The organism is Gordonia sp. C13 (assembly GCF_023218005.1).
GTDB classification, from domain to species: Bacteria; Actinomycetota; Actinomycetes; order Mycobacteriales; family Mycobacteriaceae; genus Gordonia; species Gordonia namibiensis.
Genome location: NZ_JALPSY010000008.1, coordinates 81,919 through 95,557 on the forward strand (window position 1 = coordinate 81,919; position 13,639 = coordinate 95,557).

The window sequence follows — 13,639 nt, forward strand, 5'->3', positions numbered from 1 at the left end:
CCCCCTCGCTGGTTGAGTAGGCGAGGAGCTTGCGACGAGCCGTATCGAAACCACCTGGCGAGCAGGCACACTCGATGCCCGCTCACCAGGCGCCTGCCTCACGCCGCGGCGGCGTTCTCCTGACGGCACTTCATCAACGGCTGGATTCGGGTGCCGAACGTGTCCACGCCCTTCACGAAGTCGTCGAAGGTCAGCATGATGCCCTTGACGCCTTCGAGTTCGGCGACCTGGTCGAGCATCTCGGCCACGGTCTCGTACGAACCGACCAGGGTGCCCATGTTGAAGTTCACCGCACCCTCGGGCAGCGAGATCGTCTTGGCGGTAGAGCTGTCGTCGGCAGTCGCGTCGGCGGCGGACTCGTCGGCCATGTAGCCGAGCGCGGCGAGGTCCGCGTTGTCGTGGTAGTCCTGCCACTTCGCCTGTGCCGCTTCGTCGGTCTCGTCGGCGATGATCATGAACAGGACCATGGCCCCGACGTCCCGCCCACTTTCCTTGGCGGCGGCGACCAGTGTCGACGTCGATTCCTCCACGGCCAGCGGGGTGTTGATTCCCGAGCCGAGGATGAACTTGAAGTCGGCGTTCTCGGCGGCGAACTTCATACCGGTGTTCGATTGTCCCGCAGCGACGATCAGGGCCGCCTTGGCCGCCGGCGGCGGCGACAGGACACAGTCGTCCATCGTGTAGTGCTTGCCCTTGAAGTCGCTGGAACCTTCGGCCCACAGTTCGCGAAGGACCTTCACGTACTCGCCGGCCTGTTCGTACCGGTAGCCGAAGTATTCCTCGCCCGGCCACAACCCCATCTGGGTGTATTCGCCCGGCGCCCAACCGGTCACGATGTTCACTCCGAACCGTCCCGGGGCGATCGAGTCGATGGTGCTGGTCATGCGCGCGACGATCGCCGGCGGCAGGGTGAGGATGGCGGTCGAGGCGAACAGTTTGATCCGATCGGTCACCGCCGCGAGACCTGCCATGAGCGTGAAGGATTCGAGGTTGTGGTCCCAGAACTCGGTGTCGCCGCCGAAGCCGCGGAGCTTGATCATCGACAGCGCGAAGTCCAGCCCGTGTTCTTCGGCCTTCTGCACGATGGTCTTGTTCAACTCGAATGACGGCATGTACTGGGGCGCACTCTTGGAGATGAGCCAGCCGTTGTTGCCGATGGGGATGAAGACGCCGATTTCCATGTCACTCCTACGCTGCGTGGTCATGAGAACCTGCGCGTGGCATAGCTGCGCCGCGCATGGTTTTCGCCGTTGGTTTGCGATCCAGTGGCGGCCCCGCTGCCACCCTCCGGCCGTACCGGCCGGGTGTCCCCGAACTGGATGCATTCGAATGTATGCAGGGTTTTTGCGTGACGGTGTTCCTCGGGTTACCGAGATGTTGCCGAGGGGATGCTCGGTTTCAGACGCCGTCGGGGCATGGTCCGGCACTGCCGCGGCCGACCCATTCGACACCGAAGGCGCGGTGGACCGGGGTGCCCGCGGCGCCGTCGATCCGTGCGAGGAGAAGCTCGGCCGCGGCCAGCGCCATCTCCTCGAGGGGCTGGCGTACCGTCGCGAGATCGAAGATCGACCAGCCTGCGAGGTCGAGGTCGTTGTAACCGACGACCGAGACATCATTCGGCACAGCGAGTCCCAGCCTCTTTGCAGCGTCGAGGGTTCCGAAGGCCACATAGTCGGTGGCGCAGAACAAGGCGATTGGCCGGTCAGATCGGCCGAGCAGGCGCAGGCCGCCGTCGAGTCCGGTCTTTGCGTCGACCTCCCCGCGGTACACCAGCGTCTCGTCGAGATCGGCTCTGAGCCTTGCCAGTTCGTCTCGGAACCCGGTCTCGCGGAGCTTGATGCTCGGGTTGTCGGCCGGTCCGGAGATCAGTTCGATCCGACGATGCCCCAGGTCGACGAGATGCTGTGCGACGAGCCTCCCGCCACCGATGTTGTCCGACGTGACGCGGTCGACCCGGCCGGCCTGCGCGCTGTCGACGTCGCGGCTGAGGATGACCAGCGGCATCCGCCAGTCGAGCATCTCCGAGACGACCGGCGAATCGAGTCGGGCCGAGATGTAGACGACCCCGTCGACCAGTCCCCCGCGCAAGGCCTCGAGGTCCTTGTCCACGGTGCCCGTCGGACCTTCGCGGTCGCTGAGCAACAACACCCGATAGTCGTCGCGGGCGAACCGGTCCTGAAGTGTGTTGGCGAGTACCGGAAACGACGGGTTGCGCAGGTCGCCGGTCACCACCCCGATCGTCGACGAGCGGCGCGTGATGAGACTCCGCGCGGTCACGTGCGGGACGTATCCCATTTCCTTGGCCAGCGCCTGGATGTGGTCGCGGGTCTCCTTGATCACCCGCGGGTCGTCGCGCAGCGCACGCGACACCGTCGACTGCGACACCCCCGCCCGGCGGGCGACGTCGTAGCCCGTGACGGGTTTGTTGCGCACGACGGAGATTCTAGAAGGCCACGACCGCTCGAGCCGTGGCGAAACGTCTAGGCGACGGCCGGGGCACGGTCGACGCGACGTCGTCGTAGGACGAACGTGGCGCCCGTGGTGACCACCAGCGCGACGATCGTGACGATGGCGACCCACACGACGGCGGTCGTCTCACCCTGGGCGGTGGCCAGGATGCCGAGGAACGCCCAGATCAGCGTGAGCGAGTAGGCGACGAGCACGGAGCCGACCGCGGCGGTGACTGCGAGACCGAAGAGCCCACACAGGATGAGAACTGTGAGCTGCCAGCCGAGGGACTGCGGGTCGGAGAGGTCGGCGCCGATGGCGGCCGCCCAGTTCTGGAACACCGCCGCGGTGGCCCAGGCCGCGTAGATGCCGACCAGGATTCGGGCGAGCACCCGCAACCAGCCAGGCGCCTCGTCGTCGGCGGGGCGCGCCGCGATGCGTGCGGCGTCGAGCAGGACCACCGTCATCACGGTCAGCACGATCGGGGTGACCCATGTCCATTCCGCCGCGGACACCAGGATCCAGCTGGCCGCGCCGGCGAAGGCGATTTCCAGATCGATGAGGAGACGACGCGGATCTGCGGTCCCCGTCGCGCCCTTCCACACCGCCGCGAGTGCGAAGACGACGGACAGCAAGTAGATCAGGCTCCAGATGGAGAACGTCCAGCCGGCCGGCGTGATGAAGAGATCGGTCGTCGACTCGTTGGGTGAGGCACCGATCCCGGAGAACGGCACGACCGGCGCAACCACCTGCGCCACTGCGAGAATCACTGCGAGCCAGGTGATCGGACCGGAGACGCGTGTCAGGGGTGCCATGACATCCACCGTAGGCACACGCCCGGAACCAACCCGAGAAAATGCCGTTGACCTGCGGCATCGCCGACCGGCGGCGCCGATCAGGATGCACTGTCCGCCGTTTCGCGATCCACCGGCCGGGTCACGGCCGACTGCGTCGTCCTCCGTGTACGACCCAGGACCAGCCCGATCGCGATCGCCGAGGTGACCGCGTAGACGACGCCGATGCTCACGGCTCCGCCGATCGTTCCGGCCAACTGGCCGGCGACGCCGTCGAGCACCACCATCACTCCGGCACCGCTGTAGGCGAAGGCCGAGAACGTCGCCGCGACGCGGCCCTGCTGGATGGGTGTGAGCCCCACGGTGATGTACGCGAGCGCGACCCGGTACCCGCCGGCCTGGCCGATGCCGCCGATGACCGTGCCCAGCAGGATGACCTCGAGCCGGCCCATCGCGAGACCGGCGATGGCGATCGACCAGCCCAGCGCCAGCAGTGATCCCACTGCCGGCAGGGTGGTGATGACGCGAAGACCCACGCCGGCGAAGTTGGCCAGCATCGAGACGATCAGGCATGCGCCGCCGACACATTGGGCCACGAGCAACGAGTCGCTGATGCCCGTCGCGAGGATCGCGTTCGGCATCGCACCGACCGCGAGTGCGCCGATCGCCCAGGCGAGCGCCCCGACGAGGTATGCACCGGGGTCGCGGGATCGAGACGAGTCGACCACGACGTCGAGATCACCGGTGTGTGCCGACGGTACGTCCGCGAGCTCCGGTTCGACGACCAGCGGTGCGGGATCACGGTCCGGTGCAAGGAGATCCGGCGCCGCCCGCAATCCGGCGAGCAGGAAACCGAGGCAGATCGTCATCGCGACCGGGTGAACGGCGTAGACCGTCACCAACTGCCAGGGCAGATACACGGCGATGAGGATCGCCGCGATGAGGCCGGTACCGGCACCGATGAGCGAGCTGGTCGCCATGAACGCACGCCCCTTCTCACCGCGGGCGGCGACCATCATCGCCGCCGCCGCACCGGTGCTCAGCGCCACCGACGAGCCCGTCATCAACCGGCCGGGAAAGAGCAGTAGCGGGTACCAGGCGCCGACGATCTCCACGAGGTCACCGACGATGGCCGTGAGGAACGCAATCGGCAGGACCTTGCGCGTGTGCCGGATCAGTGGCCCGCGAGCCGAGATCAACAGGATCACGATGAGGGCGACGAAGTACGTGGCGAACAGGACCGCGGTGGCGGCGGGCCCGAAGCCGTGGCGGTCCATGTAACCGGGTAACAGCGGCGTCATCGCGTTCGAGCCGCAGATCGCGAGGATGAAACCCACACCCGATGCCCCTGCGAGCAAACGGGTTCCGGCATCGCCTCGGCCCGCCGCGACCTTCACTGTCATGTGTCCTGCCTCCTTGCCACCGGTGGCCGTGAAGGCGCCGGACGGCACCGTCGGCATCACCGTGCAGGAATACTCAATCCGACCGCTGTAACCGATCGGCAACCTGATCGTGGCGCCCGTATTGCGCACGTCGGTCATCGACCAGCGGCACTCTGACCTGCCCGAATCCACGCCGCCGGCCGAACCACGCCGGTTGTCACCGCAGATCCGGAGGCGGCCCGAGCATTCTGAGAGCCGCACGAACGACTAACCTGACCGGTCACGGATGTTCGAGAGGAGTTCAGGTGAGCGGCAGGGTTCTCGCACTCGTTCACGGTGTGCGGCCGGAGTGGCGCGAAACGGTTCTCGGTTCGTTGCTCCCCGCCTTCGCCGACCGCGGGTTCGACGTCGTCATCCGGGACGTCGAAGACGAGCCTCTCTCCGAGGCAAGTGGATTCGACCTGGTGTGCGTGACCGGTTCTCCGGATTCGGCCTACGATGCCTCGCTGCCGTGGGTGCAACTCGAACTCCGGTACCTCTCCGACACGATCGCCCAGCAGGTACCGATCTTCGGTGTCTGCTTCGGCGCCCAGATCCTCGCGCGGGCGCTCGGTGGTTCGGTGGCACCGAGCACGCGTCCAGAGCACGGCTTCGTCACCGTCAGCACCACCCGCCCCGATCTCGTCGAGGCCGGCCCGTGGATGGAGTTCCACCACGACACGATCACCGTGTCCGACGTGGCCGAAGTGATCGCGGTCAACGACGCAGGGGTCCAGGCCTACGTCTCGGGACCGCACCTGGGTGTGCAGTTCCATCCGGAGATCACCCCGGACTGCTTCTCCGCGTGGCGTGAGGGATTCACGAGCGCACGGTCGGGCAGCGGCGACCGCTCGGTCGACACCCGGGCCCTCGCGGCCGAGATCGACGCCTCTGCCGAGCTGGCCGCAGCCCGCTGCGACCGGCTCGTCGGTCGGTTCCTCGAGCACGCCGGGATCGGTGTCACTGCCGCCTGAGGTGCGAAGAGCGTAAGCGACGCCCCCTGCCGCCTGAGGTGCGAGGAGCGCAAGCCGCCGGGCTGAGTAGCGACGAAGGAGCTTATCTAAGTCGACGAGCCCCTAAGGCCCGGTGCCCCACTCTCGACTCAGCCCGCCACCTGAAGCCCCGCGTACCTCTCCGACATCGGAGCATCGAGTTCCCAGTCGGCGAAGTCGTACAGGTCGGTGGCCACCTCGGTGATGACGCCGCGAAGTTCGAGCTGCTCGAGCCACCGCTCCGGGACGACTCCGATGCCGTCGCGCGCGCCGAGCAGGTTGCCGGTGATCGCCCCGGTCGAGTCCGAGTCACCGTCGTGGTTGACGGCGAGCACGACCGCCGCTTCGAAGTCGCTTCCGACGATCGCGCAGTAGATCGAGATCGCGAGCGCTTCCTCCGCCACCCAGCCCTCGCCGAGTCGGGAGATCGCTTCCTCGGGCGCGACGGCGTCGGACGCGAGCCGTTCGGCGAGTTCGATGGCGGCCAAGGTCTCCTCGTGCTGCGGCTTGGTCCGCAGGATGTCTTTCGACGCCGCGAGCGCCTCGTCGAGCGTGGCGCCTTCGACGAGTTCGCGGACCATCACTGCGAGAACACCACCGGTCAGCGACCCCGACGGGTGTCCGTGGGTCAATGCGGCGATCGCGGTCCCGAGGTCGAAGGTGCCGACCGCCGACCACTCCGCACGTGAGGCGAACAACCCGACCGGCGCGGCCCGCATGACTCCGCCGCAGCCCTTGCTGTCATTGTCGGCCGGGGTTCCCGGGCGCGTCGTGGAACGCAGTGCACTAAGGCAGGTGTTGCCGGGGGCGCGTTGGCTGTGCAGTTCTCGGTGACCCGTCAGCCAGCTGGTGCGCTCCCCCATCGGCAGCACGCCGTGCCGGGGATGTTCGCCTTGCGTGATGAACCATCGGAGATACGCGCGCGCAGTTGCTGCCGCAAAACAGGAGATACCGCCATCGCAGTCCCGCAGCCACGCGCGCAGCAATCCCTCGGCCGTGAAGAGGGTCATCTGGGTGTCATCGGTGATGGTTCCGGTGCCGCCGTACGCCGGCGCATAGGAGGTGATCCCCGACGGGCCGAACCGCTCGATGATGGCCGAGCGAGACATGAACTCGACCGATCCCCCGAGCGCGTCGCCGACCGCACCCCCCACGATGCAACCAACAAAATGTTCCTTCATCGGCGTCACCTGCACTTTCCACAGTGTTCTGACCATATTCACACGGGCGGACCCGGTTCGCAGGCCGGAGACCCGATTGAGGTGTGCGCCTCGACGCGCCGAGCCGGTGAACGCCATCGATGCAGGTAGACAGCCCAAACGACTGGGGCGCTTGACCAACTCGGGCGCCACGAGCGTTTTGTCAGACCTCCGCTGTACAACTGAAAGCACAGAAATTGATGACGGAGCAGTAGCCGACGACGGTCCCACCCAACCGCGTTCACGCCCCACGAAAGGGACGGCTCCCGCCATGATCGCCACCCACACCACTCCGCTCGACCAACTCATCGACCAGCTCATCGAGATCACCCCGCCCACCGACGACCCCACCGGCATCGAGACACACGGGCAGCTCAGCCGGTGGATCTTGCTGCGCAACCTCGCCGATCACCGAATCGGCACGCACGCAGCCAAGCTCGCTGATCTGCGCGTCGCGGAGAAAACAGGCTCGACCACCAAGCGACTGTTGATCGAGATGGGCCTCCCACCCGCAGTAGCCGCTCGCACCACCCGCATCGCCGACAGCTTCGGCACTTTGAGCAAGGTCGAGGCCTGCGCTGCCGATGGGAGACTCTCCGGCGAGATCGTCGATGCCATCGTCCGCGGCCTGGTGACCATCGAGAATCGCTCGCCCACAACACTTTCCGACGACGATCGCATCGATCATGAGACCGAACTCCTCACCCAGGCCCTGTCGGGTGCCACACCCGCCGAGATACAGAAGCATGCCCACACCATCGGCAACACCATTGCCGACGACGAGGGCGGCATCCCCGCATGCGACAACCGAACCCTGAACACGCTGTCCCACAACATCACCGACGAAGGCCGTGTCGAAATCCAAGCCGACGTGACGCAGTCCGTGGGCGAGAAGTTCATCGCCATGATCGACGAACGCTCCATGCCGCGTCCCGAACCCGACGGCTCCCCCGATCGACGCTCGGCAACCGAGATTCGCGCGGACGCACTCGAGGTGCTGTTGGACCAAGCCGCAGTGGGTGCGGCGATGGACACCATCGGGATACCACGAGCCCAGACGATCCTGACCATCCCCGCCGAAGGTACTGATCCGGCATCCCTACCCTGGACCGGATCCGTCACGCGGGCAGTTGCGAAGCAGCTGTCGTGCGACGGGACCCTGATCGAGGCCATCATCGACGGCGAGACAGTGCCACTCGAGATGGGTCGTGAACGACGACTGTTCCCGATGCACTTGCGCAAGGCGATCATCATCCGCGACGAGTCGTGCATCAAATGCGGTGCGCCGCCGTCCCATACGCAGGTTCACCACATCCGGCACTGGTCCGACGACGGTGAGACCGACCTCGACAACGGTTGCCTGCTCTGCCAGCGCTGCCACACCCAGGTCCACCACCACGGCTGGGACATCATGATCGGCTTCGACCGCCACCCCTGGCTCATCCCGCCGGCCGACATCGACCCCCGACGCCGCGCACTCCCGGCCTACAACCGCCGCACCATGCGCCTCGACGACGCCGCCTGACCCGCAGACTCACGCGCAGCACCTTCCGCACCCGGCGATCAGCCGGGGCCGCGTTCGATCTTTGACAACTCCACAGTGTGAAGTGCCGAGTGGTTTCGATACGGCCCGTCGCAAGCTCCGCGCCTACTCAACCAGCAGATGTGGCGGGGGCGCACCCACCGTCGGCCGAGTAGTCCCGCGGAGGTGGCGTGGCGTCACCACCGCCGCCGAGTAGTCCCGCCACGCCCGCCGAGGTGACGTGGCGTCCCCACCGCCGGCCGAACAATCCAGTCGCCCCAGCCAAGGTGACGTGGCGTCCCCACCGCCGGCCGAGTAGTCCCGGCGCGCCCGCCGAGGTGACGTGGCGTCCCCGTCGCCGGCCGAGTAGCGACGACCGAGCGCAGCGAGGGCGCCGCGTATCGAGGTCACCTCGCCGGCAATACGACCGGCCACCCCACTGCCATCTCTCGAACATACGTGCGATAATTCCGGGGTGGGCATGAAGTGGATTGGCGGGGACAACGGCCAACCACAAAGGCCGGCGTTCGTGCGGGTCGGGCACAAGGCGGTGCTCATCGACCTGGGTGCGCTCTACCCCAACGCACCCCACTTCACCGGCGAGTACAACCCCGAAGGTCTGCAGATCAGGTCGGTCCACCTCGGCGTTCTCACCGAGTGGGGGCGCGACGAATGGGGTGCCTGGTACGGCAAGGTCACCTACACGATCACCGCCAAAGACCGGCAGGAGAAGGTGACGCACTGGGTTCCGTCCTGGGCGCTACGCCCGGCCGGGGACTCGCCGAGGTCCCGACGCTGACACGGTCGGGTCCAGCCCGGCGACCGTCAGGGCAGATCCACCTTGCTCGCCAGCCAGCGGCCGTCGACCTTGTCCATGGTCATCAGCACCCGGCTACGGTCGACGCGCGGTTCGGGGCTGGCGCTGTTGGTGATCGACTGGTCGACGAACAGCATCACCACGACCCGATCGGCGGTCGCCGATTTCACGCCCGCGTCGATGACGACGCCCTTGCTGGTGGCCTTGTTGTCTACAAGCATCTGCTTGAGCTGGCTGCTCGACCGTGAGTACATGTCCTTGAACTCGCCGGTCGCGCCGCCGAGGACGTCGGTGAAGTTCTGGTCGATGCTGCCGGAGTCGATGCTCGTCAGCGTCACCGCATACTCCTCGCCGTCGTCTCCTTGGCGGCGGGTGCGTCGGCCGCCTCAGAGGCCTCGGCGTCGCCGACCTCGATCTCGGTGGTCTCCAGGGCGGTCTCAACGGAGTCGGTGTCAGCGGAGACGGTGCCAACGCTGACGGTATCTGGGGAGGCCTCGCCCACCACCGATTCACTGCGTGCTCGACGCGACCTGCCCCCGCGCACCGGCGACTCCTTGACCACGCGTGATGGTCGCCTCGATGAGCTTCTACCTCTTCCGCCGCAACGGGGACCAGTTGATCACCGACGCCGGCATCGAGCGGCTCCAGATCACCCGCGGCGTCGCGGTCGTACGCATCCTCGCGTTCTCGGCGGTGATGAACGTGATCCTCGCGGTGTTCTTCCTCGGCTTCAACCTGGTCAACATGCACGCCGACGTCGCACCCACCGACGTGCCGAGTTACCTGCACCAGAACATGTGCGGTCTCGCCGAGAACCCGCCCTGCCCGCACCTGAAGTGACGGTCAGGGCCGGTCGCCCAGCGTCACCGGCCGGTCCGGGTCCGACGACCACTGGGAGAACGACCCGGGGAACAGCGTCGCGTCGACGCCGACGATCGCGAGTGCCGCGATCTCGTGTGCCGCGTTGATTCCGGAACCGCAGTAGACGACCACCTCCCGACCGTCCCCGGGGACGACGCCGACGTCGGCGAAGCGTCGACGCAGGTCGTCCTCCGACCGGAACCGGCCGGTCTCGTCGAGGTTGTCGACGGTCGGGGCGCTGCGAGCTCCCGGGATGTGCCCGGCGCGCGGATCGACCGGTTCGACGTCCCCGCGGTACCGCTCGCCGGCGCGGGCGTCGAGCAGGGTCGCGGTGCCGGCCGCGACGTCGTCGATCGTCACGACCGGGAGGTTCCCGCCGGTCAGCGTGACCGTTCCGGCACGCGGCCGCCCACCGTCACCGGTGGTCGTGCGCAAGCCCTCGGCTCGCCAGGCGGCGAGACCGCCGTCGAGCAGGCGTACGTCGGCGATGCCCGCCCAGCGCAGCAGCCACCACGCCCGGGCTGCGGCCAGGTTGCCCGAGTCGTCGTAGACCACGACCGGTACGCCGTCGTTGATTCCCCAGCTCTGCGCGGCGGCCTGGAGGTCTTCGATCGCGGGAAGCGGGTGCCGACCACCGACCGCCCCGGACGACGGAGCAGCGAGCTCGGAGTCGAGGTCGACGTACACCGCGCCGGGGATGTGGCCCTCCCGGTAAGCCTCGCGACCGTCGAAGTCGCCGAGCTGCCAGCGCACGTCGAGGACCACGGGCGGCGTCCCGAGCAGCATCTCGGCCAGGTCGAGCGGGTTGATCAGTACATCGCTCATGTCGGCCAGCCTATCGACGCCCCGCCCACACCCCGGCGAAGGCCTACGGCCCGCGATGCGAGAATGGGGCGGTCCGCATCTGCGGGACACTCTCCGCGATTCACAGGGGGCCTTTCGTGGCGCTGTTCCTGGCCGTGCTGGTTCCGGCGGTCTTCTTCGGTCTGATCACGTTCTGGCTTCACCGCCGGATCGTCCGCGCGACCGAACTCCCCCGCCCGTGGTCGGGTGTCGCCGACGTCGCGCTCACCGTCATGTGGGCCTTGGCCGTCGTGGGCTTCGCGAGTGGCCGGACTATGGACCCGTCGTGGGCCCGGCCGATCGGCACCGCCGGCCTGATCTGGATCGGCGCGGTCTTCTATCTGTTCCTCGGACTCGCGGTCATCGGTCTGATCTCGTTCGGGGCGAACATCATTCGCCGGGTCCGGCGCCGCAGCACCGGGGTCGGCGAGACGGCCGACGCGGCCCCGCGCAGGCTGCGCCGGATGCGGATCGCGACCGCTGCCGTGGTCGTCGTCGCGCTCGGGGTCACCGGCTACGGCGTGTTCGAGGCCTCCCGACCACAGGTGACCGAGGTCAGCGCGACGTTCGACAACCTGCCCGCACCATTCGACGGCCTCCGTATCGCCGTGGTCTCCGACCTCCACCTCGGACCCGCGCGCGACGCCTCGTTCACCCGGCGCATCGTCGACGACGTCAATGCACAGAACCCGGACCTGGTGCTCCTCGTCGGAGACCTCACCGACGGCAAGATCCCGTACGTCCGCGACACCCTGGAACCGCTCACCGATCTCCGCGCACCCCTCGGGGTGTTCGGCGTCAGCGGCAATCACGAGTACTACTCCGACGACGGCGGCCGCTGGCTCGACACCTGGGAGTACTACGGAGTGCGCACACTGCGGAACACGCGGGTGCCGCTGACCGTCGACGGCGCCACCATCCAGCTCGCCGGCGTGTACGACGCCACGGCGCCCGAACCCTTCGAACCCGATCTCCGTGCTGCGCTGGAGGGTTCGTCACCCGAGGACTTCGTGCTGCTGCTCGCACATCAGCCGAAGCAGGCCGCCGAGGCCTCCGAACTCGGCGTCGAACTCCAGTTCTCCGGGCACACGCACGGTGGGCAGATGTGGCCGATCCGCTATCTCGTTCCGCTGCAGCAACCGTCGGTCGCCGGACTGGACCGGATCGGGGACACCGTGCTGTACACAACCCGCGGCGCCGGGGCGTGGGGTCCGCCGGTGCGGGTTCTCGCCCCGCCGGAGATCACCATGTTCACGTTGCGCGCGCAGAGGTAACAGCGGGGCGTCGTTTCGATACGGCTCCTCGCTGCGCTCGTCGCCTACTCAACGAGCAGGAGGGCCCCTCGGCAGCGGGGCGTCGTTTCGATACGGCTCCTCGCTGCGCTCGTCACCTACTCAACGAGCATGCAGGAGGGCCCTCGGCTGCGCTCGTCGCCTACTCAACGAGCAGGAGGGCCCTCGGCTGCGCTCGTCGCCTACTCAACGACCGTGAAAAGCACTCGGCCAGCGGAGGTCTCCCCACCGCTGGCCGAGTAGGCCCGAGGGGCTACCCGAGGGCCGTATCGAGGTCAGGCGTTGATGTCCGACGGATGCTTCGCGAGCGGCGTGACCTTGATGTCCATATACGGGAACAACGGCAACCCGGACAGAAGCGTGTGCAGCTCGTCGTTGGATTCGACGTCGAAGATCGAGTAGTTGGAGTACTCGCCGACGATCCGCCAGATGTGCGGCCACTTGCCGGAACGCTGCAGGTCCTGGGAGTACGCCTTCTCCCGGGCCACGGTCTCGGCCCGGACGTCCGGGTCGAGGTCGTCGGGGATGTTGACGTCCATCCGAACGTGGAACAGCATCACTTCTCCGGATCGAGGACGAAGTCGTAGGCCACGGTGTAACCGCCCTGACCGTCGTCCTGCGGATCGAGGATCAGTTCCGGCTTGACCGCGCTCGCGACGTCGTCGTCGTTGTGCGCGTCGCCCGGGAAGTACAGCTGCGCGGTCAGCTGCTCGTGGCCGGGCGCCGAGACCTTCAGGTGCAGGTGCGCGGGACGCCAGGGGTGCCAGCCGGCGGCGGAGATCATCTTGCCGCAGGAGCCGTCGGTCGGGATCATGTACGGCGCCGGGCGGATCGTGGTGATCTCGAAGCGACCCTCGTCGTCGGCGGTGAAGGTGCCGCGCAGGTTCCACTCGGGGATGCCCGGTGCGAACTGCGAGTAGAAGCCGTCGTCGTCGGCGTGCCAGAGTTCGACCTTCGCGCCCGGCAGAGCGTTGCCGTCGACGGTGCGCACCTGGCCGTTCCAGACCAGACGATCGCCCTTCTCGCCCTCACGCATCGGCAGGGTGCCCTTCGAACCCAGCTCGGGGGCGTTCGGGACGTAGTACGGACCCTCGATGCTGCCCTTGTTGCCCTCGCGGTGTTCGGTCGCGACGTCCTCGACGACGTGCTCGACCCACACGTCGAGGAACAGCGGCCATTCGCCGTCCTGACCGACGTTGATGAGCCATGCCTTGAGGGCGTTGTACTCGTCGTAGGTGACCTTGTGCTTGCGGATGGTCTCGTGGACTCCGGCGAGGACGTCGTTGATCAGGGTGGCGACGCGCTCCGGCGGGGTGCCCTTGACGGCCTCGAAGGGAGACTTGTCGGCGTGGAAGCGCTCGGTGGCGGAGGCTCCGGAGGCTGCGGCGGTGGCCACTTCCTGGGGGTGCTCGACTGTGGTCATCAGTTTCTCCTCGGTGGGTTCACGGTT

General features: G+C 67.4%; 13 protein-coding genes and 1 pseudogene. 5 read left to right on the plus strand and 9 right to left on the minus strand.

Annotation, left to right across the window (positions count from 1 at the left end; translation table 11 throughout):
* Nucleotides 1–98 precede the first annotated feature (98 nt).
* From rutA to M1L58_RS09145, 4 genes are all read right to left on the minus strand, one after another.
* The gene (rutA, locus tag M1L58_RS09130) at nt 99–1,181 is read right to left on the minus strand and encodes a pyrimidine utilization protein A (RefSeq protein WP_248658642.1); all 1,083 of its coding nucleotides are present in this window, start codon (nt 1,179–1,181) and stop codon (nt 99–101) included.
* A 217-nt stretch (nt 1,182–1,398) separates the two neighbouring features.
* Complete coding sequence (locus tag M1L58_RS09135) at nt 1,399–2,433, minus strand: LacI family DNA-binding transcriptional regulator (RefSeq protein ID WP_248658643.1); 1,035 nt, start codon at nt 2,431–2,433, stop codon at nt 1,399–1,401.
* Between the two features lie 47 nt (nt 2,434–2,480).
* Nucleotides 2,481–3,263, minus strand: coding sequence for an MFS transporter (locus tag M1L58_RS09140; RefSeq protein WP_248658644.1), 783 nt, complete (start codon nt 3,261–3,263; stop codon nt 2,481–2,483).
* An 80-nt stretch (nt 3,264–3,343) separates the two neighbouring features.
* The gene (locus M1L58_RS09145) at nt 3,344–4,645 is read right to left on the minus strand and encodes an MFS transporter (protein WP_248658645.1); all 1,302 of its coding nucleotides are present in this window, start codon (nt 4,643–4,645) and stop codon (nt 3,344–3,346) included.
* Nucleotides 4,646–4,929: 284 nt separating this feature from the next.
* Between M1L58_RS09145 and M1L58_RS09150 the strand changes: the two genes are divergently transcribed.
* The gene (locus tag M1L58_RS09150) at nt 4,930–5,637 is read left to right on the plus strand and encodes a type 1 glutamine amidotransferase (protein ID WP_248658646.1); all 708 of its coding nucleotides are present in this window, start codon (nt 4,930–4,932) and stop codon (nt 5,635–5,637) included.
* A gap of 128 nt (nt 5,638–5,765) precedes the next feature.
* On the opposite strand, the gene M1L58_RS09155 is transcribed toward M1L58_RS09150, so the two are convergent.
* Nucleotides 5,766–6,836 (minus strand): ADP-ribosylglycohydrolase family protein, encoded by a 1,071-nt coding sequence (locus M1L58_RS09155; RefSeq protein WP_248658647.1) that lies wholly within the window; start codon nt 6,834–6,836, stop codon nt 5,766–5,768.
* A 289-nt stretch (nt 6,837–7,125) separates the two neighbouring features.
* Between M1L58_RS09155 and M1L58_RS09160 the strand changes: the two genes are divergently transcribed.
* Together M1L58_RS09160 and M1L58_RS09165 are read left to right on the plus strand one after the other, a co-directional pair.
* Nucleotides 7,126–8,379 (plus strand): HNH endonuclease, encoded by a 1,254-nt coding sequence (locus M1L58_RS09160; RefSeq protein ID WP_248658648.1) that lies wholly within the window; start codon nt 7,126–7,128, stop codon nt 8,377–8,379.
* A 478-nt stretch (nt 8,380–8,857) separates the two neighbouring features.
* Entirely contained in the window at nt 8,858–9,175 is a 318-nt protein-coding gene (locus tag M1L58_RS09165; RefSeq protein ID WP_248658649.1) for a hypothetical protein, read from the plus strand.
* Nucleotides 9,176–9,201: 26 nt separating this feature from the next.
* On the opposite strand, the pseudogene M1L58_RS23485 reads toward M1L58_RS09165, so the two are convergent.
* A pseudogene (locus tag M1L58_RS23485) lies at nt 9,202–9,755 on the minus strand (hypothetical protein).
* Between the two features lie 17 nt (nt 9,756–9,772).
* On the opposite strand from M1L58_RS23485, the gene M1L58_RS09175 reads away from it, so the two are divergent.
* The gene (locus tag M1L58_RS09175; RefSeq protein WP_248658650.1) at nt 9,773–10,033 is read left to right on the plus strand and encodes a spirocyclase AveC family protein; all 261 of its coding nucleotides are present in this window, start codon (nt 9,773–9,775) and stop codon (nt 10,031–10,033) included.
* Nucleotides 10,034–10,036: 3 nt separating this feature from the next.
* On the opposite strand, the gene M1L58_RS09180 is transcribed toward M1L58_RS09175, so the two are convergent.
* Nucleotides 10,037–10,879 (minus strand): sulfurtransferase, encoded by an 843-nt coding sequence (locus M1L58_RS09180; RefSeq protein WP_248658651.1) that lies wholly within the window; start codon nt 10,877–10,879, stop codon nt 10,037–10,039.
* A gap of 116 nt (nt 10,880–10,995) precedes the next feature.
* Between M1L58_RS09180 and M1L58_RS09185 the strand changes: the two genes are divergently transcribed.
* On the plus strand, nt 10,996–12,171 hold the full coding sequence (locus tag M1L58_RS09185; protein WP_248658652.1) for a metallophosphoesterase: 1,176 nt from the start codon (nt 10,996–10,998) through the stop codon (nt 12,169–12,171).
* Nucleotides 12,172–12,464: 293 nt separating this feature from the next.
* On the opposite strand, the gene catC is transcribed toward M1L58_RS09185, so the two are convergent.
* The gene (gene catC, locus M1L58_RS09190; RefSeq protein WP_006867540.1) at nt 12,465–12,746 is read right to left on the minus strand and encodes a muconolactone Delta-isomerase; all 282 of its coding nucleotides are present in this window, start codon (nt 12,744–12,746) and stop codon (nt 12,465–12,467) included.
* Nucleotides 12,746–13,612: a catechol 1,2-dioxygenase gene (gene catA / locus M1L58_RS09195; RefSeq protein ID WP_248658653.1), complete on the minus strand. Its 867-nt coding sequence runs from the start codon at nt 13,610–13,612 to the stop codon at nt 12,746–12,748. Before catA ends, catC begins: the two co-directional genes overlap by 1 nt.
* Nucleotides 13,613–13,639: the final 27 nt, after the last annotated feature.

Coding starts and splice junctions, on each gene's coding strand:
- M1L58_RS09165 (WP_248658649.1), top strand. CDS start 8,858: ATGAAGTGGATTGGCGGGGACAACGGCCAACCACAAAGGCCGGCGTTC.
- rutA (WP_248658642.1), bottom strand. CDS start 1,181: ATGGAAATCGGCGTCTTCATCCCCATCGGCAACAACGGCTGGCTCATC.
- M1L58_RS09180 (WP_248658651.1), bottom strand. CDS start 10,879: ATGAGCGATGTACTGATCAACCCGCTCGACCTGGCCGAGATGCTGCTC.
- catC (WP_006867540.1), bottom strand. CDS start 12,746: ATGCTGTTCCACGTTCGGATGGACGTCAACATCCCCGACGACCTCGAC.
- M1L58_RS09175 (WP_248658650.1), top strand. CDS start 9,773: ATGAGCTTCTACCTCTTCCGCCGCAACGGGGACCAGTTGATCACCGAC.
- M1L58_RS09155 (WP_248658647.1), bottom strand. CDS start 6,836: ATGAAGGAACATTTTGTTGGTTGCATCGTGGGGGGTGCGGTCGGCGAC.
- M1L58_RS09140 (WP_248658644.1), bottom strand. CDS start 3,263: ATGGCACCCCTGACACGCGTCTCCGGTCCGATCACCTGGCTCGCAGTG.
- catA (WP_248658653.1), bottom strand. CDS start 13,612: ATGACCACAGTCGAGCACCCCCAGGAAGTGGCCACCGCCGCAGCCTCC.
- M1L58_RS09160 (WP_248658648.1), top strand. CDS start 7,126: ATGATCGCCACCCACACCACTCCGCTCGACCAACTCATCGACCAGCTC.
- M1L58_RS09145 (WP_248658645.1), bottom strand. CDS start 4,645: ATGACAGTGAAGGTCGCGGCGGGCCGAGGCGATGCCGGAACCCGTTTG.